The organism is Bacillus sp. FSL M7-0558, from assembly GCF_038003245.1.
Lineage (GTDB): Bacteria > Bacillota > Bacilli > Bacillales > Bacillaceae > Bacillus > Bacillus pumilus.
Genome location: NZ_JBBOOU010000001.1, coordinates 1,330,402 through 1,352,670, shown reverse-complemented (window position 1 = coordinate 1,352,670; position 22,269 = coordinate 1,330,402). Strand labels below are relative to the sequence as shown.

Here is a 22,269-nt window from a genome sequence, read left to right as displayed (position 1 = left end):
TTTTTGCTTTATTTCGCACAAAAGCGCACTGGCAGAAGCCAAGTGCGCTATGATGATTTGCTTAAGATGCACGAAGCAGACGCAGTCCATTTAAAATGACCAAAATCGTACTTCCTTCATGCCCGATGACGCCAAAAGGCAAATCAAGCACTTGTAAGAAATTCGCACAAATTAACAAACAAATCACCGTTAATGAGAAAATAATATTTTGCTTAATAATTCGGTTCATCTTTCTTGAAAGACGGATCATCTTCGTTAAGTTATTTAAATTATTCTTCATTAAGATCAGATCTGCTGTTTCTAAAGCCACGTCTGTGCCTCCGCCCATCGCAACCCCCACATCTGCTGTGGCGAGTGCCGGTGCATCATTGATTCCGTCTCCTACCATGATGATGGAATTACCGTGTTTTTTAAGTTGATTGACCTCATGTACCTTTTCATCTGGAAGGCACCCAGCAACAACCGTTTGGATGCCGGCTTCCTGCGCAATGGCTTCAGCCGTTTTTTGCTGATCTCCTGTCAGCATGACGGTTTGGATGCCTAAATCATTCAGCTCTTGAATCATTTTTTTCGCTTCAGGTCTAATTTGATCTTTAAGGCCAAGGCACCCAACGACTTCTTGATCCTTTTGAACATACACCACTGTGTATCCTTTTTCAGAAAGTTGCTCTCCTGTTTCTTCAATCTCGCGGTCCATTGAAGCCTTGCCAGCAAAGTCTTTCTTCCCAATCCGCCACGTTTCTCCATTCAATTGTGCCTTTACACCAAAACCAGAGGTTTCTTCAATGGTGACATGAGCTGATCTTTCTATTTGTTGCTCTTGTGCCATATCAGAGATCGCTTTCGCTAATGGATGGTTTGATTGACTTTCAATTTGATAAAGCGCCTGATAAAAGGCCGCTTCCTCTTGTCCTTTAGCGATCACCACCTGCTCCACAGCTGGCTTTCCGCTTGTAATCGTCCCCGTTTTGTCAAAAGCAATCATGCTGCTAGTGCCTAGCTTTTCTAAAAAGACGCTCCCTTTAACAAGCATTCCGTTTCTTGCGCCGTTTGAAATCAGTGACAAAGCAGCTGGCATAATGGATGCAACAAGCGCACAAGGTGATGCTACGACCATAAACACCATGGCCCGGTAGAAGGTTTCACTCATACTCCAGCCTAGTACAAAATGAGGCAGAACCATTAAAATCGCGACGGTGATCAGTACACCTTTTACATACGCACCTTCGAATTTTTCAATAAATGCCTGGCTTGGTGACACACTTTCTTGAGCCGATTCGACAAGTTTAATAATTTTATGGAAAAGCGTTTCTTCATTATGTTTGGTCACTTCTACTGTTAAGGAACCATTTAAGTTCACTGTTCCCGCAAACACATCTTCGCCTTGCCCTTTTTCCTGGGGCACAGACTCGCCCGTAAGCGCAGATTCATCCACACTTGTTCTTCCGCTTAAAATCACACCATCTGCTGCAATACGTTCCCCAGCTTTGATCATGATACGGTCACCTGGTGTTAATGATGAAGCAGAGACTTGAATGGTCGTACCATTTTCTTCAATGAAAGTCGCTTCATCTGGTGCGATGCTCATTAAAGCTGTTAAATCCTTCTTGCTTTTATTTGATGTATACGTTTCAAGCGCACCACTAAGTGAGAAAATAAAAATTAAGATCGCGCCCTCTGCCCAATATCCAATGATTGCTGAGCCTATAGCTGCAAAAATCATTAAAAGTTCAACATTCAAGCTTTTAGACGAAATGGTTTCTTCAATTCCTTCCTTCGCTTTTGCAAAACCTCCAATTATAAACGCAAGGATAAATAAAGGAATACTCCACATGCTCTCATCCTTTAACATCCATCCAACCAAAATGAGAATCCCTGAGATACCCGCTGCTATTAATTCTCCGTGCTGTGTCCATTGATGAAGGGACCATTTCGATTCCTTTTGATTTGTTGTTTGATAAAGTGCTGTATTCTCATTCATGATTGTTTTCTCCTCTCTAATTGATAATGGTTTTCACATCATCAATTGTTGCCCGTTTCCTTTTTTCATCTATATTTTCTGCTATTTCAAGCTTTTTATAGGTCTGTTATTCATTATAACAGGTTCTGACCGATTTTCAATTAATAATTATTATAATTTCTTTTTGATAATAATTATCATTATTGATGTAGACCCTTTCATCTCTTCTGAGCACAGTTTATTCAGATAAAAAGCAATTGAACACAAAAAAAGAACCAAAGGAATGATCCTTGGTTCTTGAAATAATGTTTCGTTCTAAAAATCCGTCCACTCCTTGATTTGTTTTTTCGTCAGTGGACCTACATGATTTTTCACAATTTCCCCTTTTTCATTTATCAAAAAGCTGGTTGGAATGGTGATGATTTGGTATTTCTTCATCATTTCCCCTCGCTCATCTAGTATGACCGGGAATGTAAACTTTCTGTCTTTCACAAATTGGGCAACCGCATGTTTACTTTGTTCTGCCCCTAGTAAATTCACCGTTAAGATATCAACATCACTCTGATTTTCTTTCACGAGCTGGTCAAATACAGGCAGCTCCATTTTGCAGGACGGGCACCATGTTGTCCAAAAATGCAAAATGGTCTTTTTTCCTTTCGCCGGAATCATCTGCGTTTCACCAGTTAATGCAGGAGCCTCTATCTTTGGCGCCATAACGGGCTCTTTCGCTTCAGCCTCGCTGCCTAAGAGTAATAGAAGCAAGGTCATAATAAGAAGACAGGCGGGTAGATATTTACGATTCATCAGGATCTTCCTTCCCAGTTTTCTTATAGCTTGCCCGCTCGACGAAGAGGACATTCATGCTTTTTTCACTCTAAGAAACATGGAAACGCCGAGCTCCTTACAAATCGTCGCATAATGCAGTGCAGTCAACAGAAGCATGCCCGTATTCATCCCTAATATAACCCCCATCATATTTAAGCTTTCAATTGATCCGAGAAAATACACCATTGAAAACGAGACGACATGCACCCATATATTATGTAGGAACACATCTTTAATGAGCCCCATACCGATTAAGCACGCTTGAAATGGCATCACAAACAGGTGGCATAAAAAGTACGGCCAAAGCAGCTGTAAGTAGACAGCAGCTTGCGGTGAATCAAAAAAGAGCTGTGTGAGCGGATAAGCAAAATAATACATCACCATCACTGCCGGTACCCCGTACCCAAACGTAATGATTATTGCCTGCCTGACACGTTTTTTCACAAGGGCATACTGACCTAAAGCATAGGCTTCAGATACACTCGGAATCATCACAATCATGATGGAATGAGCGATAAATGCAGGGAAAAAACCGATCGACATCGCGACACCAGCCAGCATGCCGTAATGATCAACAGCAAGTGTGCCAGAGATGCCTGCAGCAATAAGGGCACCTTTGATTAAAAACGGTTCTATCGCATTTGCGATCGCATGAAAAATCCGCATGCCCGTTGTTGGAATGGAGACAGCTAATAGGCGCTTTCTCACGTCAATTCCTCTTAATTCAACAGACCTGACATTGACAGCATTTTTCGCCATGACGTATTGGGAGTATAAATAAATAAAGACGACAAGATCACTCGCGACAATGACACCGATGGCAATGAGTACCGCTGTTTCAATATCAAACGAATACCAATGGAAGAACAAAAACAGGCAGATAAGCTGGATCGTTTTCTTCAGCATATTGGCAAGAGCGATCCTGCCCATTTGCTGCTTTCCCATAAAATAGCCGCGTGCAATCGAGGTAAACGCAATAATTGGAATAAGAGACAGCACAAGCCCTTTCATGAGCGGATGATACGACTGAAACACTGGAATGAACGGCAGGACAATCGCAGCGATCCCCGTTGTTGTACATGTCACCACAAGCGTCATTTTAAACGCATGGCGGAGCATACTTTTATGGAGCCGCTCATGCGATTCTGCAATGAATTTAGAAATGGAGACTGGCAGCTCTAAGCTGGCAATCACGAGGACCAGCATGATGATTGGAAGGATACTCATATATAGACCCATTCCATGTTCTCCAAGCTCTCTCGCTAAAATCATATTGACTAAAAACTCTATACACTCCGCAATGAAAGCTGCGACAGATAGCAGAATGACCCCTTTTACAAATCGATTCATGTAGCCTCCCCTTTATCTAAAGCAAATTCTTTTCACATTCTATGAGACAAGTCCTGAAAATATTTTGATAAATGAAGACAAAAAAAAGAGCGATCTGATTGATCGCTTCATTTCTTTATACAGCAAATACATGACGACCGATACGTTCTACAATTTTGCGAGAACGAATCCAGTTATCTGTTGCCGTTTTGGGATTATAAAAATAAATGGCCTTTGTTGTTCTGTCATGTTCTTTCACTACTTGCTTCACAGCTTTAACAGAATCTTGATCTGCTTTATCATGAATACTTCCATTCGATACTGGCTGGAAAGCATTTCGCTGATAAATAACACCTTTGACACTGTCAGGAAAAGAGCGATGCTCCACCCTGTTTAAGACGACGCTTGCCACAGCTTTTTTACCTGCGTAAGATTCACCTTTCGCTTCAGCATGTACCAATCGTGAGAGCAGTTCCATTTCCTCATTAGAATAGCGTTTGGCGCTTTCCTCGTTCGTCGTTTCTGATTTTACTCTTTTCTTTTGCTTCGGTTTTGAAGACATTTTTTCTGAAGACGTACTTAGCATTTTGACTTTCGGCTGACGCTTCTCCTCTGAAAATGCTGGGATGACTTGATCGTGTTCATCTTGATCTATATATGAAAGCTCATGCTTAACAGGTGCTTGTGAAAGTTCGTGACTTAATGTGCCTTGCTGCTCTTGTATGTTGTCCATCTTCATGGCTGCGATTAGCATAAGGATGACAAAAAGAGCGGTATGAATTTTCATCATTCGCCTCATTCCTCCTTTAATTAAAGTAGGCGGTAAGATACTTGTCCACTCTAACAAGAGCTCCTTCTATTTTCACGCACAAAGATTTGCATGCCTAACCAAATTCCGTCATTAAATGGCATGTCCTAGTTGAATTGCGTATCAACTGGAATTGTTAGCGCTTAAAAAGACCCCTTTTCCGCCTATAATCATCCTTATGCTCCTGATTATGGGTTATTACATTTTCTTTTCAGATGTATCAAGCTCGTTTGAAGTGTGACAAAAGAACTAAAATAAAAAAGCTTTCTCTCATTCATGAGAAAAAGCTTTAGCTTCTTGCTTCTGTAAGATATTCAAAAATAACATCTCCACCATGTTTCGCAATCCCGCGAAAATACTTAAAATCATCTTGATTCACCAAGATCGAACGAAACGTTAAAAAATCATCTTTCTGAATGGTCACTTGCTTTTCTGTCCCATTTCGTAACGATTCAAGTATTGTGAGGATTTGTTCTTCCGTCAAATAAACCGCTCCTTTACAGCCATCATCAAATATTAAATATATCATCCGTTAGGAAAGCATACAACGAAAACGAAACAAAAACGTCTTTATCCTTTACATTGGTATGAAAATATTGCAAAATACTTTTTAATAGGGAATGAAATCTGTTTTTAAAGGAGAGGGATCGGTTGAAGATTGCAAAAATTGGAAATGTGATCGAATTTAGAAATGGTTTAACAGGTGTAGTTGAAAAAGTGAATGAAAACTCTGTCATTGTGGATGTCACCATTATGGACAACTATAGAGATTTAGAACTGGATTCACTAACAGTCGTTAATCATAAAAACTATAAAATCATCAAAGACTCCGTACATTAATTTGCAATCCTCAATTCAGACTATCGATACATACGTAAATACGAAGCAAAGCTGTTCATTTATTTGTTGAAAAGGTGAATAGTATTTCAGACAACTTTCTATTTTTATAAAGTGATGAGATGCAGTATTAGCTCTAGACAGGAGAAACTAAAATGCAAAATTCAAATGATATCATTGTGCGTTTTGGGAATATGGAAGACGCTGAAACTACTTTAGACATACAGTCATCAGTGATTGCTGAATCAGATTATTTACTTACAACGCCTGAAGAAAACAAAAAAACCCTTTTAGAACACAAGGCTTGGATACAAAAAAGAATAGAGAACGAAAACGAAACGTACATAGTTGCTCAAAAAGACGGAAAAGTCATTGGGTTTATAGCATTTGAAAATGGATCAAATAGAAAAAGAACTGCCCACGCAGGTTCATTTGGTTTGATGGTTCATAAGAGCTTTAGAGGTTTAGGCGTAGGGGAAATGTTGCTAACAGCGTTATTAAATTGGGCAGAAATGAATCCTTCGATCGAAAAGGTTAGTTTAGCCGTATTCTCTACAAATCAAAAGGCCATTTCTTTGTACAAAAAGATGGGATTCAGAGAAGAAGGCCGTAAAATAAAAGAATTTAAAATAAGTGAACATGAATACTGGGACGATGTTTTAATGTATAAACTTGTTTAATACCATAAAAATAGATGCAGAAATAAGGACATAACATAAATTGATTCATCAATTTGTTATGTCCTTTTCTTATTATTTCACCTGTACTAGTGTCAGTCTTTTTGCGTATGAAAGGTTTGCATTTCCGCTTTCGTTTTGTACATGTCAACTTCCTCTGGGGTGATAACGCCTTTATCGATTAAAAGTGCAATCACTCCAAGCAATGTGGAGGCACTCCATTTATATCGTTCTTTGTTTTGATGTTCAAGCATTTGAAGCTCTTCTTTTAGTTCCATCAGCAGCTTCTCTGTCTTTTCTTCTTTGTTTGCCAACTCAAACGCCTCCGTTATTCGTTCATTGCCTCTATTTTATCTCAAAGCAAATAAGATAAGCAAAAAACACAATTCATCTTTACAAACATACGTTCTGTCATGTATAATAAATTTACGAGCTGGTAGCCCCCAGCCGTCCTAGCAAGTTCTATTCCCATTTTTATGAGGAGAGCGACATGACTCTTCTCTTTTTTTATCACTTCAATCTAATTCATCCCATTCAAACCCATAAAAAAAGACATGTCATTAGGCATGTCTTTTCCTTTATTAGCGATTATCAATCGTTTCAGGATACATATCATGATTCATCATGCGATATGAAGCCATTTCTTCATATTTGGTACCAGGTTTTCCGTAGTTCGTGTACGGGTCAATTGAAATACCGCCTCTTGGTGTAAATTTGCCCCATACTTCAATGTATCTTGGGTCCATCAATTCAATGAGATCGTTCATAATAATATTCATACAATCCTCATGAAAATCACCATGGTTACGGAAGCTGAACAAATACAATTTTAATGATTTACTTTCAACCATGATTTCATTTGGGATATAGCTGATATAAACTGTCGCAAAATCCGGCTGACCTGTTTGCGGACAAAGTGATGTAAATTCTGGGCAGTTGAATTTCACAAAATAATCTCTATTTGTATGTTTATTCGGAAATGTTTCAAGCACTTGTGGTGCATAATCAAACAAATAATTGGTTCCTTGATTTCCTAGTAAAGTGACACCTTCTAATTCTTCTGGTTTTCTTGTCGTCATGTCGTCTCTTCCTTTCTATACGCCTCGTTTATTGCCCCATAATAATGTGTGCAGCTGCGGCAGCACTCTTACGCGATTTAAGTCTGGGTCTTGCGCTACTTGATCGACAAGCGCTTCATACTTCTTTAATAAGTGCGTCAATAAGTACGCATCATCACCTGTTGTCGTGTCATCATTTCCTACCTGCAAATAAAAAGGAAGCTCTGGATATTTCGCATGAACATCCTTTGCATAGGCTAGATCATGATCGTCAAAAATCACGACCTTTAGGCTTGCATGTTGCAATCTATTTCCGTTTTTCAGCTCATCTATGATACGTGTGAGTTTCGCGAAATCTGTTTTCATATTTGAGCTTGGTGGCTTCGGAGAAATGGTTAAATCATCAATTTTCAAAAACCAGTCCTGATACATTGTCCCTTGTGTTTCAAGCGCTGTATCAATTCCTTCTTCGTGTAGCAAATCAATAAGTGATTCCATTTGTTTTAAAAGCGCAGGGTTTCCCCCTGAAATGGTGACATGAGAAAAAGCCTGTCCGCCTATTCTTTTTAATTCCTTGACAATGTCCTCTGCGTGAAGCCACTGAATGTCATGCTTTGCTGATCCATCCCAAGTAAAGGCGGAATCACACCAGCTGCAAGAGTAGTCACAGCCAGCCGTTCTGACAAACATGGTTTTTTGTCCAATGACCATCCCTTCTCCTTGAATGGTCGGACCAAAGATTTCTAATACAGGAATTGCTTTAGCCATTGTGTTCAACTCGTTTCGGCCGGTAAATGCAGTAGCTTGTTGGTGTCTCCCTAACAAAGACCTGAACACATACTGGTTTATTTGCTAAAGTCGATAAATATGCTGCGACTTTGTCATGGACTGTCTTTGCCACAACCTCTGTAGTAGGCATCGCGTATGGATCGGATGATGAGAATTCCTCATGATCATTGAGTAGCGTGTGATCATACTGTCCATGAATAAGTTTTTTCAGTGTACTAAAATTGACAAGGAAACCCGATTCATCTAGGTCATCTCCAGCAATGGTTATATTGATGGTGTACGTGTGACCATGTACACGGCTGCAAGCACCTGCATCCTCTCTTGGGATGAAATGGGCAGCTGATATATGCATATCCTTATTCAATTCAAATGAGTATGGATGATTCGTTTGTGGATAGATTTGAGAAAGCATTTATTTTGCCTCCTTCATTTCCATATAAGTGTCATAGCCCTTTTTCCGAAGCTTACACGCAGGACATTCCCCGCAGCCATCAGACATGATGCCATTATAGCAAGTGAGCGTTTCATTTTTCACAAAATCTAACGCATTCAGCTCGTCTGCCAGCTTCCATGTTTCTGCTTTATTGAGCCACATGAGTGGTGTATGGATGACAAATGGTTTTTCCATCGCCAAATTCACTGTGACATTACAAGACTTTACAAACTCGTCACGGCAATCTGGATAGCCGCTAAAGTCTGTTTCACATACACCTGTGATAATATGTCTTGCACCGATCTGATACGCAAGAATAGAAGCGAAAGATAAGAATACTAAGTTTCGTCCTGGTACAAATGTGGAAGGCAGCTCTCCTTCTTTTTCCTCAATGTCAATGTCATCTCTTGTTAAAGCATTTGGTGCCAGCTGATTCAAAAGAGACATATCTAATAGATGGTTCTTCACACCTAACTTGTCAGCAATTCTTTTGGCGACATCAATTTCTTCTTGATGACGCTGATTATAATGAAAGGTCACGGTTTCTACCTCTTCGAATTGTTGAAGTGCCCATAATAAACATGTCGTACTGTCTTGTCCCCCGCTAAAGACAACGACTGCTTTTTCATTTTTCATCTTCTGTTCTCCTCCTTTTGCAGATCTATACTATCGTACAAAGCTGCATCTGAAAGGCTCATGAAAACCCCTATTTTTCTCAAAAGAAAAGACACCTTTACATGTGTATGAGGTGTCCCAGCCATAAAAAATAAAAAATGCCACATCCAAGGATACGGCAAGTCCTTAGTTTTTTATAGAGGGTTTTGCTAGAACCTCTCCCGTTTACACGGATTTTTGTTCAATTTTCACAGAGGATAGTGTACCACATATTTTCCATGCAGGCTATCCTTTCTTTACTTATCATGTGATGCAGGCACTTTTTTTAGAAAAAGAAAGAGGATAAAAAAGATGCTCACATAGCCAAAAATAGGATAAACTGTTGATATCAATGTACCGTAACCAATTTTACTAATCACATAGCAGCATAAGAGAATAAGGGATATTGTCAAGACACTGTTCATTCGTATATACGCCCTCACTTGTCTCTCAAGTCCATATAAATTGCCTATGACGGATGTAAAGACTTCGCCGAAGATCACAAATAAATAAATGAGGTGAATGGAATTTGCTACTTGATACACGACCTGAGCCATTGGAATATCAAACGCCTCCAGCATATCTAATGAAGAAAGAGATAAAAAGCATACAAATAAAATAATTGTCAGCATGACGCCCCCAAGCACAGCTCCCTTTTTAATCACCGCTTCAGAGGTCATTTCATTTGCGACGGGCACTAACACTGCTTGAGAAAGTGCCAAATTAAAAGCACCATATGAGATAGCTGATAAAATCCACTCTCCCTCACCCATTTGCAGCGCAAGAACATAACTTTCACTACTGCTAAAAACGAATGAATCAAGAAACACAATCATTGAAAAGAAAATAAGCATTGGGACGACGAGAACATTGACACCAAATAATCCTTTTGATCCTTTCAAAAGCACAATCACGCTCAGAATGATCGTCAAAAAGATCCCATATTCCTTCGATATGCCAAGCTGCTCTTCAAATATAGCACCTGCGCCAGAAATCATCACTGAAGTGACGCCTAATAAAATAAAAAACATGACGACATTAATATACCTGCTTGCAGCTGCGCCAAATAGAAACCGGTTCATATCTTGATAAGACTCTGCTTCAATTCGTTTAGAAATGAGCATCATTTTTGCCCCAAGTCCAGTAAAAATAGCGCCGCTAATCAAGATTCCGAATAATCCAATCCAGCCAAAACGAACAAAAAATTCTACGATTTCTTTTCCGGTCGCAAACCCAGCTCCAACCACTGTTCCTACATATACAAAGGCAAGCTGAAAAGCGGATTCATTTGAACGTTTCATGTGACCCCTCCGCACCCATCACTTTCGATTGTCTTTTTTTATCCTATGAGACAAGTTCCTTGAAAAGAAGGACAAACCATGATTAAATGCAAAAAAGGATTTTCACCCGCCTTTGAGCAAAACAGTTGAAAGTCAAAATAGGTCAGAGTATACTATAGTCAAAGATGGTCAAACAACAGACCATTTTCTTTAACATTCATTGGTCAAATAAAGTCAAACTTTTATCATAAGGAGGTCATGGCAAATGCGTTGTCAACATTGTCAAGTAAATGAAGCAACAATTCGCCTGAATATGCAAGTGAATTCATCCCGGAGCCAAATGGTTTTATGTGAAGATTGCTACACCTCTTTGATGGAGCAATCAAAAATGAAAATGGGACCTCAATTGTTCGGAGGAAGCTCATTCTTCTCTGGGCAAGAGCAAGCAGGACATACGCAAAACGTAGAGCAGCCAAAGCAAAAAGGCTTACTTGATGAACTTGGCCGCAATTTAACAGATGGCGCAAATGCTGGTTTAATTGATCCAGTCATCGGCCGTGATGAAGAAGTCGCAAGAGTCATTGAGATTTTAAATAGAAGAAATAAAAACAATCCTGTCCTCATTGGTGAACCAGGTGTTGGGAAAACAGCGATCGCTGAAGGACTTGCATTGAAAATTGCAAGTGGCGATGTACCAAATAAATTAAAGAACAAACAAATCTATTTATTAGATGTCTCCTCCCTTGTAGCGAATACAGGGATACGTGGTCAATTTGAGGAAAGAATGAAGCAATTAATTAAAGAACTGCAAAGCCGTAAAAATATTATCTTATTTGTAGATGAAATCCATCTTCTTGTAGGCGCAGGATCTGCCGAGGGGTCAATGGATGCTGGAAACATCTTAAAACCAGCTCTTGCACGAGGCGAGCTCCAGCTAGTAGGTGCGACGACATTAAAAGAATATCGTCAAATTGAAAAAGATGCCGCACTTGAACGACGCTTCCAGCCCGTCATTGTAGATGAGCCAACACAAGCTGAAGCGATCGAAATTTTAAAAGGCATTCAAGATAAGTACGAAAGCTACCATGGCGTCACCTATTCAGACGAAGCCATTCAAGCGTGTGTTCAATTATCTTCCCGGTATATTCAAGACCGTCATCTGCCGGATAAAGCCATTGATTTAATGGATGAAGCAGGTTCAAAAGCGAACCTCTCCATTGATGCAGCAAGCGAAGATGAACTAACAAATCGTCTGAGAGAAATTGCTGCTGAAAAACAAGTCGCTTTAAAAGAAGAACAATACGAAAAAGCAGCGAAGCTTCGAGATGAAGAAGAGGCCATTGAAGCTAGACTTCAAAACAAAACAAATGACAAAGAACATGTCGTCACAGCAGAAGACATTCAAGCCATTGTGGAACAAAAAACAGGCATCCCTGTCGGCAAACTGCAAGCAGACGAACAAACCAAAATGAAAGAAATTGACGTCCGCTTAAAAGCACGAGTGATCGGTCAGGAACATGCGGTTGAAAAGGTAGCGAAAGCTGTGAAGAGAAGCAGAGCCGGCTTAAAATCGAAACATAGACCAACTGGCTCCTTCCTATTCGTTGGACCAACAGGTGTCGGGAAAACCGAATTGTCAAAAACACTAGCTGAAGAATTATTTGGTTCAAGAGATGCGATCATCCGTTTAGATATGAGTGAGTACATGGAGAAACACTCAGTATCTAAGCTCATCGGTTCTCCTCCTGGTTATGTTGGACATGATGAAGCGGGTCAACTGACGGAAAAAGTACGCAGAAAACCATACAGCATCATTTTGCTGGATGAAATCGAAAAAGCACACCCTGATGTGCAGCACATGTTCCTTCAAATCATGGAAGATGGCCGATTAACAGATAGCCAAGGTAGAACCGTCAGCTTTAAAGATACGGTCACTATTATGACAAGTAACGCAGGCAGCACAGATAAAACGGTCAAAGTCGGCTTCCAGTCTGATCAGGAAGAAGCAATTGAGGAGCAATCACTCATTGATTCACTCAGCGCCTATTTCAAGCCAGAATTCTTGAACCGTTTTGACAGCATCATTCAGTTTGATTCATTAGATCGAGATGATTTAGTGAAGATTGTGGATCTTTTGCTCAATGAGCTATCAGAACAATTAAAAGAGCAAAATTTAACAGTCCATGTGACAAAAGAAGCGAAAGAAAAAATTGCAGAACTTGGATACCATCCTGCATTTGGTGCTCGTCCACTGCGAAGAACCATTCAAGAGCATGTTGAAGATCAAATGACGGAAATATTGCTTGAAGAAGAACAGCTTTCAGGATTTACTGTAGAAGTTGAAGATAACGAAATTGTCGTAAAAAAAGGATAAGTACATCTTAAGAAGGATCTATAGCTCCATCATGTTGCGGTGTCTAAGTTCCATCCGCACGCCGACGCTCCCCCGCCTCTATTCCTTTAAGATAAAAGAAAAAGAGGTGGATCACATGATGAATTGGAGCTATGATCTTGTCAAAATCATGTATGAGGAAAAATTAAAAGAGCTGCTTTTAATTGAAACCGCTCAAAGAAATTAAAAAGAAACTCCCTTTATATCAGAGGGAGTTTCTTTTTTAAGGTAATAGAAAGCGCTTTCGTCAAAAATTCTTCACAGAAACTGCCTTAATTTGATATTCAGACTAAAACCCTTCTAGAAGACACCGATATTAACTATAGAAAAAGATAGTTAAAGGATTTGGTGAGATAATGGACAAAACATCGTTAATAGGTATTATTTTAGCATTTATTGCACTGAGTGTCGGTATGGTTCTGAAAGGTGTAAGTCTAACCGCTCTTATCAACCCAGCGGCTATATTGATCATTGTGGTTGGGACGATTGCAGCTGTTGTCATCGCATTCCCATCTAGTGAAATTAAGAAAACACCAAAATTGTTCGGCAAAATTTTTAAAGACAACAAGCTTCCAACGATTCAAGAAATGATCCCTCTTTTTTCAAACTGGGCACAAATTGCGCGTCGTGAAGGTCTTTTAGCATTAGAAGCTAGCATTGAGGAAGTAGATGACGATTTCCTTAAGAACGGCTTAAGCATGGCGGTTGACGGTCAAAGTGCAGAATTTATTCGCGACGTCTTAACAGAGGAAGTTGACGCCATGTCTGAAAGACATCAGTCAGGCGCATTAATCTTTACACAAGCCGGTACATACGCTCCGACGCTTGGTGTACTTGGCGCCGTTGTCGGACTTATTGCTGCACTTGCTAACATGGGAGATATTGAAGCACTTGGACATGCAATCAGTGCAGCCTTCGTTGCCACACTGCTTGGGATTTTTACAGGGTATGTGTTATGGCATCCATTTGCCAACAAGCTAAAGCGTAAATCAAAGGAAGAAGTAAAACTTCGTCTAATTATGATCGAAGGGATCCTTTCTGTTCTTGAAGGTCAATCTCCAAAAGTGATTGAACAAAAACTTCTCATGTACTTACCAGCGAAAGAACGTGCAAATCTTGTCATTGAAGAAGGAGAAAAACAAAATGGCTAGGAAACGTAAAAAACATGATCACGATGACCATGTAGATGAATCTTGGCTGATCCCTTATGCCGATCTTCTGACGCTTCTACTCGCTCTCTTCATTGTGCTTTTTGCATCAAGTTCGATTGATGCGGCAAAGTATGAACAGATGGCCAAGTCTTTTAATGTCGTCTTTACGGGCGGTACAGGTGTCATGGATCAAACCAGCATGCAAAGCACTGAAGAAACTGAAAATAGCAACCAGACCAAAAAAGCAGCTGAAGAGGATGAAGAAGCTCAAGCGAAAGCTCGAGATCATGCCGTTCTCACAAAGGTCAAAAAGCAAGTGGATTCCTTCATTGCCAATAAGAAACTTGGAGCTAAGCTCGAAACAAAGCTCACAGACGAAGGTTTGCTCATTACAATAGAAGACAGTATCTTCTTTGATTCTGGCCGGGCGATTATTCGCCCTCAAGATGTCCCGTTAGCAAAGGAAATCTCAAAACTACTCGTCATTAACCCCGCTCGTGACATCGTCATTAGCGGACATACTGATAATGTTCCGATCAGAAATTCAGAATTTGAATCCAACTGGTATTTAAGTGCCATACGTGCTGTAAACTTTTTGAGTATTCTTCTTGAGAACAGCAATTTAAACCAAGAAAACTTTAGTACAAAAGGTTTCGGTGAATTCAAGCCAATCGCTTCAAATGACACAGCAGAAGGCAGAAGTAAAAACCGACGCGTAGAAGTACTTATTTTACCGATTGAGAAAAAAGCAAAATAAAAAAGGGAGCCCTCGGCTTCCTTTTTTATTTATTCTTTATGATCATATAAATGTTTTGCACGCAGTCCCACATGTTTAAGCATGTCAATGCAGGCATCCTTCTCTTCTTCGCTCAGGACACTGATCATCTCATGAATTTCTTTCGCATGATCTGGGAAGATATCATCAAGCAAAGCTCGTCCCTGCTCGGTAATATGCGCAAATGTGACCCTGCGGTCTTCTGCACAAGCCTTACGACTAAGGAGTTCTTTCTTCTCCAATTTATCGACCACATACGTGATGCTGCCGCTTGCAAGTAAAATCTTATCACCGATTTGCTGAAGCGGCTGATCCCCTTTATGATACAGCAATTCTAATACTGCAAATTCAGTCGGATTCAGCCCGTGCTTCACAATATGTTTGTTCATGTGATGATTAATTGAGCGATAGGCACGTGATAATACAATAAATAATTTCAAAGATTTTTCAACATTATGATTTTCCATTTTTTATCATCCTTTATGAAATACACCCCACTAATGTGACATTAATAAACAATAAGTAAAATGTCAACATTTTGATCTATCTTTAGCATGAAAATGAGACCAGAACGAATCACCTAATTTTTTAAAAATCACACAAGTCATCGTAATAAACATATGTTCAATGCTATAATAAGTCTATTAGGTAATACGTTGGAGCGATGAATGATGAGTATACTGAAAGGGTTTTGGAAGAAGATCAGGCTGTACCTTATTTTGGTCATGATTCCAACCCTAATCATTAGTTATTTTATCTATGAAAAAGAAACGGAAAAAATCGACTTAAAAAACAAACAAACTGCTACACTTATGTTAAATATTCACAAAAACCAAATGAATTATTTAATTAGTGAAACAGAAGCGAGATTAACTTCACTTGCCATGGGATTTGACCAGCCTCTTGAGACGAAAAAAGTAAAAAACATCCTAGAGAAAATCTATAAACAAGAACCTCGTTTTTCAGGCCTGTATCTCCTAGACAAAAAAGGAAATGTAACAGTAAGCACCACACCATTAAAGGAAAAAATCAACCTATCATTCAGAGATTACTTTAAGCGCATTCAAGTGACCAAGCAGACGGTGATCACAGATAACTATGTGAGCCGAATTACAAAACAGCGGATTCTTTCCATTTGCGTGCCTGTGCTGGATGAAAACGAAGAAGTCACCAATGTGCTAGTCGCCGCCATTCAAATTGATTATTTAAGAAATATTATGAATGTATTGAACCCTGATCTTCATTTTAAGATGCTGAATCAAAATGGACATGTCGTGTTTACAAGTGGTCCACAGCCAGCATCAGAAAATGGCAGCACCGTGTCTACATATTTAGATGAAAACAGCTGGAAGCTAGAGGTCTATCCGCAGCGCGCTTCTACAGGTGAAGTGCTGTCTGTTATGCTGATCCCTTTATCCAGTGCTTTTATTTTATTAAATATTTTATTCACACTTGTTCAATATGTCATTTTAAGGCGTCAAACCCAGCAGGAGCGTCACCAAAATGAAGCGCAAAAGCTTGAATTAATCGGAACCCTCGCAGCAAGTACGGCACACGAAATTCGCAACCCATTAACAGGGATTAGTGGATTTATACAGCTTTTGCAAAAGAAGTATCACTCTGAAGAAGATCAGCTCTATTTTTCTGTCATTGAAGAAGAAATTAAACGAATCAATCAAATCGTCAGTGAGTTTCTTGTATTAGGGAAACCAACGGCAGAAAAATGGCAGAATAACTCTGTCAAAGAAATTGTCAGTGAGATCATGCCGATCGTTTTCTCTGAGGCGAACCTTTATAATGTTGAGGTTGATTTGCAAATTAATACGATTCAAGATGTTGGGGTATATTGCACAAAGGATCACATTAAACAAGTCGTATTAAATGTAGCGAAGAACTCGTTAGAAGCGATGCCAAATGGCGGTCATTTGAAGATTTTGATTGAGGCTGAAAAAGAACAAGTCATTATTAAAGTGAAGGATACGGGTGAAGGCATACAAGAAGAAATGTTAAAACATATCTTCCTCCCTTTTATTACGTCGAAGGAAAAAGGGACAGGTCTTGGGCTTGTTGTGTGTAAACGAATCATTTCGATGTATGGCGGAACAATTGATATCGAGAGCGAAGTGAATAAAGGAACAACCGTCATGATCATGCTTCCTTCTGCTCACTCAGCATAGCTGAAACATTCAGCCGGTTTTGCTTAGGCAAGACCGGTTTTTTCATGTCAATAAGAGGGACGGTTCACAGATAGAAGACTCATTTGAGATACAAGATCATGAAAGGAGGGGGCAGATTGTTTCTCATGAAAAAGGAGATGCTGATACTCATTCATCAGGTTGTCCAGTTCTTGACTATATTTAATTGTCGTCTCACCAGTGTAGCCTTCTGCTTGAGCAGCTTCTACCATCTGTTTTCTCTTCTCATCAATGGACATTAGCAATTGTTCTTTCCTTACATAAATATTCATGATCTCAGCTCCCGCAATGAATTCGACTGTCTATGCTCAAAATGATCCGACACCAAAATTATACTTTATTTGTAAATTAAATTAAATATGCTAATTTTATTTAATTTTTTACAGCCTAAAGACCTCTTACCCAATCATATTTGGGGGTAAACTTCAAATTTGGACAGGACTGACACATGGATTAAACAGAATTTTATCCTATGTAGAAGATCAAAATCAACTATTTTCTTTCTCATTTTATGTCTATTTCCCTAAAAAAAAGCTGATCTTCCGCCTCATGCGGAATGATCAGCTTTTGTCATTAAACCTTTTCTTCCTCGTAAATTGGCACCCAGCCCTCAGTTGTGACAAATATGCGAACGGCAACCACTTTTCGATCCTCTTGAAGTGTAAAATAGTGACGAATATGTGGCGGAACAGAAATTAAATCGCCTGGATTCAGTCTCACGTCAAAAAAGACGCCATCCTTACCTTGAATGGCAAAGATTCCATGTCCGCTTACAATAAAGCGTACTTCGTCATCTGTATGGTGATGCTCACGCTGAAAATTTTGGAGCAGGTCATCTAGGTTTGGTGTGGCGTCAGATAATGAAATCACATCCTGCGCTTTGTATCCTCGTTTTTCAGATATACTCTCGATTTCCTTTTGGAAAACAGTCAAAATCTCTTCCTTTTCCTCATCTGTTAAATCATACTTTTCTGATAATCGGTTTGGAAGCTTTGCAATATCCCAATGCTCATAAATGACCCCTTGGTTTTCTAAATAGGCTGCCACCTCTTGCTCGCTTTCAAGTAATGTGTTCTCTTCGTTATGAATCAAAATCGTCGCCATGTGCTTTTCCTCCTTTTTATGTGACAAGCTGCTTTTGATAAAGCGTTAATTTCAAGTGGTAGCTAAACAAAAATTCATACGCCTCTAATACTCGTTTTGCTTCTGAGGCTGTTTTTCCCCAGACTGTGATGCCGTGATTTCGAATGAGCACAGCACCTGATTCCGACTCTTCAGTGAGATGCTTTGCAAATTGTGCTGCAAGATGCGGGATATGGGCTGGATTTTCAATAATCGGTAACGACACTTCTGCATCCTCTTCCCAGTAACCAAGCGCTTTGATGATTTCGTTTCCTTTGAAACGAACCTCGCCCCTATCCCCATACAGCTCAGACATCACATTATTATCGATTGTATGAACATGGAGACAGCAGCCTGCATTCGTCTGCTCATACACGTAGTTGTGAAGCAATGTTTCAGCTGATGGTCTAAGCGGTTCGTTCGGATCAACAGGCTTACCTGCTGCATTTACTAAAACAAAGTCTTCATCTGTTTCTTTTCGTTTATCTTTACCGCTTGCCGTCACCAAAAACGTGATTGGATCATCCGACACCTTGATCGATAAATTGCCGCTTGTTCCGTAAAACCAGTCTCTTTGTGCCAGTTCACGTTTGACGTCTGCTAGCTCCTGCCAGCGCTTGCTCTTTGCGTCTGCCATTCCTTCACTTCCTTTATTTGATCAAATTGTGCTTTAAGATCAATAAATGTTTCATACTCTAGATGGACAAGCCCGAGCTCTTTACATTCGTTTAGCAAGTAGTCACGCGCAAATGTGAGATCCGCATGCTTTGCCGCCTCCACATCGGTGACTGAATCTCCAATCATGATAATGAAGTCATTCTCACAGGTCAGCTCTCGAATGATTGACGGCTTGCAGCATCCGCAGCCATTTTGACATTGCGAATCGCAGGCATGCGGCCATTCAATCTGAATATGCTCTTCCCCAAATGACGCATGATTGCAATAAATATCGTCTCGATCCACAATGCCCTCGAGTATGGGATAAACAAAAAAGTCCATCCCGCCGCTTAGCACATAGAAGGGAATATCAGCCTTTTTCACATGATCAACAAATTGCTTGAATCCTTCTCGAATCTCTGTATCTTCTAAAATAAACGATTGAATGGCTTCTTTTTGATCACTCGTCAGTAATTGAAACATCTGCCCGACGCCTTCTTGAATGGTGATCTCCTTTGTGAGAACATCGTCCTTCAGCTTCGTCCATTCACTTGGTGCAAAGTGTTTCATGATGCGAATGATATTATCATTTTTCGTAATGGTTCCATCAAAATCACAACATACAATTGGTTTTTTCATTTATTCTGCTACCCTTCCCCATAGTTCAAGTGCTGCTTTTAAGTCTTGGCAAGAAGCTGCCTTCTCTTGGATCGACTCTCCATGTATCACCGCATCAATGATCGATCGAAATGCTTTCCCTCCGCCGATGGCTCCACGCGGATGTCCGTGAATTCCTCCACCAGCATTTATCACATGATCGAGTCCAAAATCTTTCATCAAAACTGGAACCATTCCAGGATGAATGCCTGCTGACGGAACAGGGAACGTTTTTTGAACCGAATCCTCTTTTACACAAGCTTCATAGATTCCAAAGGCATCTTTTTTCGGAAGTGCGACCGACCCATACGGTGAGGGAAAAAGACTCAAATCAGCGCCTGCATATCGATTTAATTTACCTAAAAGAAGAGAATGGGAGAATCCATATTCGTGCGATGATGTCAAAGCGCCGCTTACTGCGGGATGGGCCATAATAGGCAATCGAATATCTGGATCCTCAGCTAAGCTTTGCATGACATCTAACCCGTAGGCAAAAACATTGAATAAGAGTGCATCTGCTCCAAGCTCAGCTGCCTTTCTTGCTCGATCCTTTAGTTCAAAGGTTCTGCCTGTTAAATTAACGGCATATAGCGTTCGGTGCCCTGTCTCTTCATATGTTTCTTTTAATATCTTTTTTCCTTCTTTGATTCGTTCTTCAAAAGGGGCTAGTGGGCTCTCAAATAAAATTTCATCGTCTTTGATAAAGTCAACGCCGCCTAATGCTTGTAAACGGAGCTGTTCTTTTAAATCTGCCATATCACGGCCAATGACACCTTTAAAAATACTCATCAACAAAGGTCGATCAAACACGCCTACTTTTTTTCGTATGCCATCAATTCCAAATACCGGTCCTGGCAGACTTCTTTTCAATCGATCCGAGAATTGAATGTCGATTAGCTTCACTTTTCCATCTAGTGAAAGCTTTCCAAAGATCGTCGTCAAAACGGCCGGAATATCCGCTGAAAAGTTAGCCTCAGGATAAGCAATGGTCACCTCAGATTGATATAGGCCATTTTCGGCTGGAGCAAACTTTTCTGATACCTTTTCCACCCGGCCTTTATGCTTTTGAAGCTGCTCTTTTTTGAGCTGCGGCAAATCCGTCCATGATCCAACTGTTAAACCAAGCGCGATCTGCTCCGCTTTTCGGTTTACTTGTTCATCCTCTCGATGTGTTAATACGTATGTTGCCAGTAATTCACTCACTAGGAATCCCCTTTCGATTGCGTCATGCATATGGTCAATAAAAAAACCTCTCCAAGTGCTTTATCAGCGCCTTAAAGAGGTTGTTTCGTGTCATTCATCCGAATCTTATCTCTCAGCGCTTGCTGCAAGAATTAGCACCGTGCTTCATGGAAGTCGGTTGCCGGGCTTCATTGGGCTAGTCCCTCTGCCTACTCTTGATAAGAATATTCAATTTTCTTAAATATTGTCTGAATTATCGCACCGTTTATTCATGTTGTCAATGGCTTATTTTCAAACAGATTCAAGGAATCGATTCGCCGAGCGGCTTCTTTTAACCGCTCCTCATTTGTTAAAAGTCCTACTCTCACGTATCCTTCACCGTGAGTACCAAACCCATTCCCCGGCGCCACTACCACATGTGCTTTCTCTAATAATACGCCAGCAAAAGATTCAGATGAATATCCTTCTGGCACCTTTAGCCAAGCAAAAAACGACCCCTTTGGTGCAGTGACCTCCCAGCCAATCTCCTTGCAGGCAGCAATCCACACATTTCGCCGATTCTCATATCGATCATTTTGCACCTGTACGCACGTTTGGTCGCTTAACAAAGCTTCCGCTGCCGCATCTTGAGTGGCTTTGAACAGTGAAACAAACAGGTGATCCTGATAAAGCTCAATCGCTTCAATAACAGACGGATTTCCTGCTGCAAAACCTACTCTCCAGCCGGCCATATTATACGTTTTAGACAATGTGTATATTTCAATTCCTGTCTCTTTCGCTCCATCTGTTTGCAAAAAGCTGATTGGCTTTTCCCCATCAAACCCAATGCCGCCATAGGCAAAATCATGGACAACACAGAGCTTGTGATCTTTTGCGAATGTAACGGTTTCTTCAAAAAATGAACGGCTTGCCGTGGCACCTGTCGGATTGTTGGGATAATTTAAATACATCAACTTTGCTTTTTCCTTAACATCCTCAGGCAACCTGTCATAGTCAGGTAAAAAATCATTTTGTTCAAGAAGCGGCATCGTCACCATCTGAGCTCCAGCAAGCACAGCACCTGACCAATAATCAGGATAACCTGGGTCTGGAACAAGGAGCGTATCACCCGGATTCAGCAGACATTGCGGCAGCTCAACAAGCCCTGCTTTCCCGCCAAATAAAATCGCAATTTCCGTCATCGGATCAAGCGTGACACCATATTCTCTTTCATAAAAGGCAGCGGCAGCCTTTTTTAATTTCGCTGTTCCGCGGAATGACGAGTATTGATGATTTTCAGGTTTTAATACCGCTTCCTGCATGGCTTTTACAATGTGCGCGGGAGTTGGCTGGTCAGGATTTCCCTGCCCTAAATTAATAATATCTGCGCCTTCCTGCACCTTTTTCTGGACCTTTTGGACAAGGGATGCAAAAAATTGTGTCGGTAATTGTTTCAATACATCTGATTGCTGGAATTCCATTTTTCTTCACCTTCTATTCAAGTTACGT

24 protein-coding genes and 2 riboswitches are annotated in these 22,269 nt (G+C 40.3%); of the genes, 6 read left to right on the top strand and 18 right to left on the bottom strand.

Features of this window, described 5'->3' with window-relative positions:
- Positions 1 to 61: 61 nt before the first annotated feature.
- The 5 genes from MHB79_RS06685 to MHB79_RS06665 form a co-directional block, all read right to left on the bottom strand.
- Positions 62 to 1,981, bottom strand: coding sequence for a heavy metal translocating P-type ATPase (locus MHB79_RS06685; protein ID WP_340989371.1), 1,920 nt, complete (start codon positions 1,979 to 1,981; stop codon positions 62 to 64).
- A gap of 294 nt (positions 1,982 to 2,275) precedes the next feature.
- On the bottom strand, positions 2,276 to 2,764 hold the full coding sequence (stoA, locus tag MHB79_RS06680; RefSeq protein WP_003212387.1) for an endospore biogenesis thiol-disulfide oxidoreductase StoA: 489 nt from the start codon (positions 2,762 to 2,764) through the stop codon (positions 2,276 to 2,278).
- Positions 2,765 to 2,818: 54 nt separating this feature from the next.
- Entirely contained in the window at positions 2,819 to 4,135 is a 1,317-nt protein-coding gene (locus tag MHB79_RS06675) for a polysaccharide biosynthesis protein (RefSeq protein WP_340989368.1), read from the bottom strand.
- A gap of 115 nt (positions 4,136 to 4,250) precedes the next feature.
- The gene (locus MHB79_RS06670) at positions 4,251 to 4,904 is read right to left on the bottom strand and encodes a cell wall hydrolase (protein ID WP_003211234.1); all 654 of its coding nucleotides are present in this window, start codon (positions 4,902 to 4,904) and stop codon (positions 4,251 to 4,253) included.
- 307 nt (positions 4,905 to 5,211) lie between these two features.
- Complete coding sequence (locus MHB79_RS06665) at positions 5,212 to 5,406, bottom strand: hypothetical protein (protein ID WP_044139794.1); 195 nt, start codon at positions 5,404 to 5,406, stop codon at positions 5,212 to 5,214.
- A gap of 167 nt (positions 5,407 to 5,573) precedes the next feature.
- On the opposite strand from MHB79_RS06665, the gene MHB79_RS06660 reads away from it, so the two are divergent.
- The gene (locus MHB79_RS06660; protein WP_003211747.1) at positions 5,574 to 5,762 is read left to right on the top strand and encodes a YkvS family protein; all 189 of its coding nucleotides are present in this window, start codon (positions 5,574 to 5,576) and stop codon (positions 5,760 to 5,762) included.
- A 152-nt stretch (positions 5,763 to 5,914) separates the two neighbouring features.
- Positions 5,915 to 6,439, top strand: a complete 525-nt coding sequence (locus MHB79_RS06655) for a GNAT family N-acetyltransferase (RefSeq protein ID WP_003211151.1) — start codon at positions 5,915 to 5,917, stop codon at positions 6,437 to 6,439.
- A 92-nt stretch (positions 6,440 to 6,531) separates the two neighbouring features.
- Here MHB79_RS06655 and MHB79_RS06650 read toward each other — a convergent pair whose 3' ends face one another.
- The 6 genes from MHB79_RS06650 to MHB79_RS06625 all read right to left on the bottom strand — a co-directional run bounded on the left by MHB79_RS06650 (position 6,532) and on the right by MHB79_RS06625 (position 10,671).
- The gene (locus MHB79_RS06650; RefSeq protein ID WP_044139792.1) at positions 6,532 to 6,750 is read right to left on the bottom strand and encodes a hypothetical protein; all 219 of its coding nucleotides are present in this window, start codon (positions 6,748 to 6,750) and stop codon (positions 6,532 to 6,534) included.
- A gap of 267 nt (positions 6,751 to 7,017) precedes the next feature.
- The gene (queF, locus tag MHB79_RS06645) at positions 7,018 to 7,515 is read right to left on the bottom strand and encodes a preQ(1) synthase (protein ID WP_003211403.1); all 498 of its coding nucleotides are present in this window, start codon (positions 7,513 to 7,515) and stop codon (positions 7,018 to 7,020) included.
- Between the two features lie 15 nt (positions 7,516 to 7,530).
- Entirely contained in the window at positions 7,531 to 8,262 is a 732-nt protein-coding gene (gene queE / locus MHB79_RS06640) for a 7-carboxy-7-deazaguanine synthase QueE (protein WP_050945163.1), read from the bottom strand.
- Complete coding sequence (queD, locus tag MHB79_RS06635) at positions 8,255 to 8,695, bottom strand: 6-carboxytetrahydropterin synthase QueD (RefSeq protein ID WP_050945164.1); 441 nt, start codon at positions 8,693 to 8,695, stop codon at positions 8,255 to 8,257. Before queD ends, queE begins: the two co-directional genes overlap by 8 nt.
- Positions 8,696 to 9,352 carry a 7-cyano-7-deazaguanine synthase QueC gene (queC, locus tag MHB79_RS06630; RefSeq protein ID WP_003211973.1) on the bottom strand — a complete coding sequence of 219 codons (657 nt, stop codon included), beginning with the start codon at positions 9,350 to 9,352 and terminating at the stop codon, positions 8,696 to 8,698. It abuts the gene before it with no gap.
- 159 nt (positions 9,353 to 9,511) lie between these two features.
- A riboswitch (PreQ1 riboswitch) is annotated at positions 9,512 to 9,556 on the bottom strand.
- A gap of 71 nt (positions 9,557 to 9,627) precedes the next feature.
- Positions 9,628 to 10,671 (bottom strand): YkvI family membrane protein, encoded by a 1,044-nt coding sequence (locus MHB79_RS06625; protein ID WP_050945166.1) that lies wholly within the window; start codon positions 10,669 to 10,671, stop codon positions 9,628 to 9,630.
- 244 nt (positions 10,672 to 10,915) lie between these two features.
- On the opposite strand from MHB79_RS06625, the gene MHB79_RS06620 reads away from it, so the two are divergent.
- From MHB79_RS06620 to motB, 3 genes are all read left to right on the top strand, one after another.
- On the top strand, positions 10,916 to 13,024 hold the full coding sequence (locus MHB79_RS06620; protein ID WP_340989366.1) for an ATP-dependent Clp protease ATP-binding subunit: 2,109 nt from the start codon (positions 10,916 to 10,918) through the stop codon (positions 13,022 to 13,024).
- 374 nt (positions 13,025 to 13,398) lie between these two features.
- On the top strand, positions 13,399 to 14,193 hold the full coding sequence (gene motA / locus MHB79_RS06615; protein WP_003212085.1) for a flagellar motor stator protein MotA: 795 nt from the start codon (positions 13,399 to 13,401) through the stop codon (positions 14,191 to 14,193).
- Positions 14,186 to 14,950, top strand: coding sequence for a flagellar motor protein MotB (gene motB / locus MHB79_RS06610; RefSeq protein WP_003211671.1), 765 nt, complete (start codon positions 14,186 to 14,188; stop codon positions 14,948 to 14,950). Before motA ends, motB begins: the two co-directional genes overlap by 8 nt.
- A gap of 29 nt (positions 14,951 to 14,979) precedes the next feature.
- Here the strand turns inward: motB and MHB79_RS06605 are convergent, their stop codons facing one another.
- A complete protein-coding gene (locus MHB79_RS06605; RefSeq protein ID WP_003211701.1) occupies positions 14,980 to 15,435 on the bottom strand; it encodes a MarR family winged helix-turn-helix transcriptional regulator in 456 nt (151 codons plus the stop codon).
- Positions 15,436 to 15,639: 204 nt separating this feature from the next.
- Here MHB79_RS06605 and MHB79_RS06600 point away from each other — a divergent pair, with 204 nt between their 5' ends.
- Positions 15,640 to 17,145: an ATP-binding protein gene (locus MHB79_RS06600; protein WP_340989363.1), complete on the top strand. Its 1,506-nt coding sequence runs from the start codon at positions 15,640 to 15,642 to the stop codon at positions 17,143 to 17,145.
- 47 nt (positions 17,146 to 17,192) lie between these two features.
- Here the strand turns inward: MHB79_RS06600 and MHB79_RS06595 are convergent, their stop codons facing one another.
- The 6 genes from MHB79_RS06595 to MHB79_RS06570 all read right to left on the bottom strand — a co-directional run bounded on the left by MHB79_RS06595 (position 17,193) and on the right by MHB79_RS06570 (position 22,241).
- Positions 17,193 to 17,435: an aspartyl-phosphate phosphatase Spo0E family protein gene (locus tag MHB79_RS06595; RefSeq protein ID WP_003211198.1), complete on the bottom strand. Its 243-nt coding sequence runs from the start codon at positions 17,433 to 17,435 to the stop codon at positions 17,193 to 17,195.
- Positions 17,436 to 17,736: 301 nt separating this feature from the next.
- Complete coding sequence (locus MHB79_RS06590) at positions 17,737 to 18,267, bottom strand: 1,2-dihydroxy-3-keto-5-methylthiopentene dioxygenase (RefSeq protein WP_003210925.1); 531 nt, start codon at positions 18,265 to 18,267, stop codon at positions 17,737 to 17,739.
- A gap of 16 nt (positions 18,268 to 18,283) precedes the next feature.
- A complete protein-coding gene (locus tag MHB79_RS06585) occupies positions 18,284 to 18,922 on the bottom strand; it encodes a methylthioribulose 1-phosphate dehydratase (RefSeq protein ID WP_003210888.1) in 639 nt (212 codons plus the stop codon).
- Positions 18,886 to 19,581 carry a 2-hydroxy-3-keto-5-methylthiopentenyl-1-phosphate phosphatase gene (locus tag MHB79_RS06580; protein ID WP_050945170.1) on the bottom strand — a complete coding sequence of 232 codons (696 nt, stop codon included), beginning with the start codon at positions 19,579 to 19,581 and terminating at the stop codon, positions 18,886 to 18,888. The genes MHB79_RS06585 and MHB79_RS06580 overlap by 37 nt, the downstream gene beginning before the upstream one ends.
- Positions 19,582 to 20,802: a 2,3-diketo-5-methylthiopentyl-1-phosphate enolase gene (gene mtnW / locus MHB79_RS06575; RefSeq protein WP_412056546.1), complete on the bottom strand. Its 1,221-nt coding sequence runs from the start codon at positions 20,800 to 20,802 to the stop codon at positions 19,582 to 19,584.
- A 102-nt stretch (positions 20,803 to 20,904) separates the two neighbouring features.
- Positions 20,905 to 21,006: riboswitch (SAM riboswitch) on the bottom strand.
- A 44-nt stretch (positions 21,007 to 21,050) separates the two neighbouring features.
- On the bottom strand, positions 21,051 to 22,241 hold the full coding sequence (locus tag MHB79_RS06570) for a pyridoxal phosphate-dependent aminotransferase (protein WP_003211162.1): 1,191 nt from the start codon (positions 22,239 to 22,241) through the stop codon (positions 21,051 to 21,053).
- Between the last annotated feature and the right edge of the window lie 28 nt (positions 22,242 to 22,269).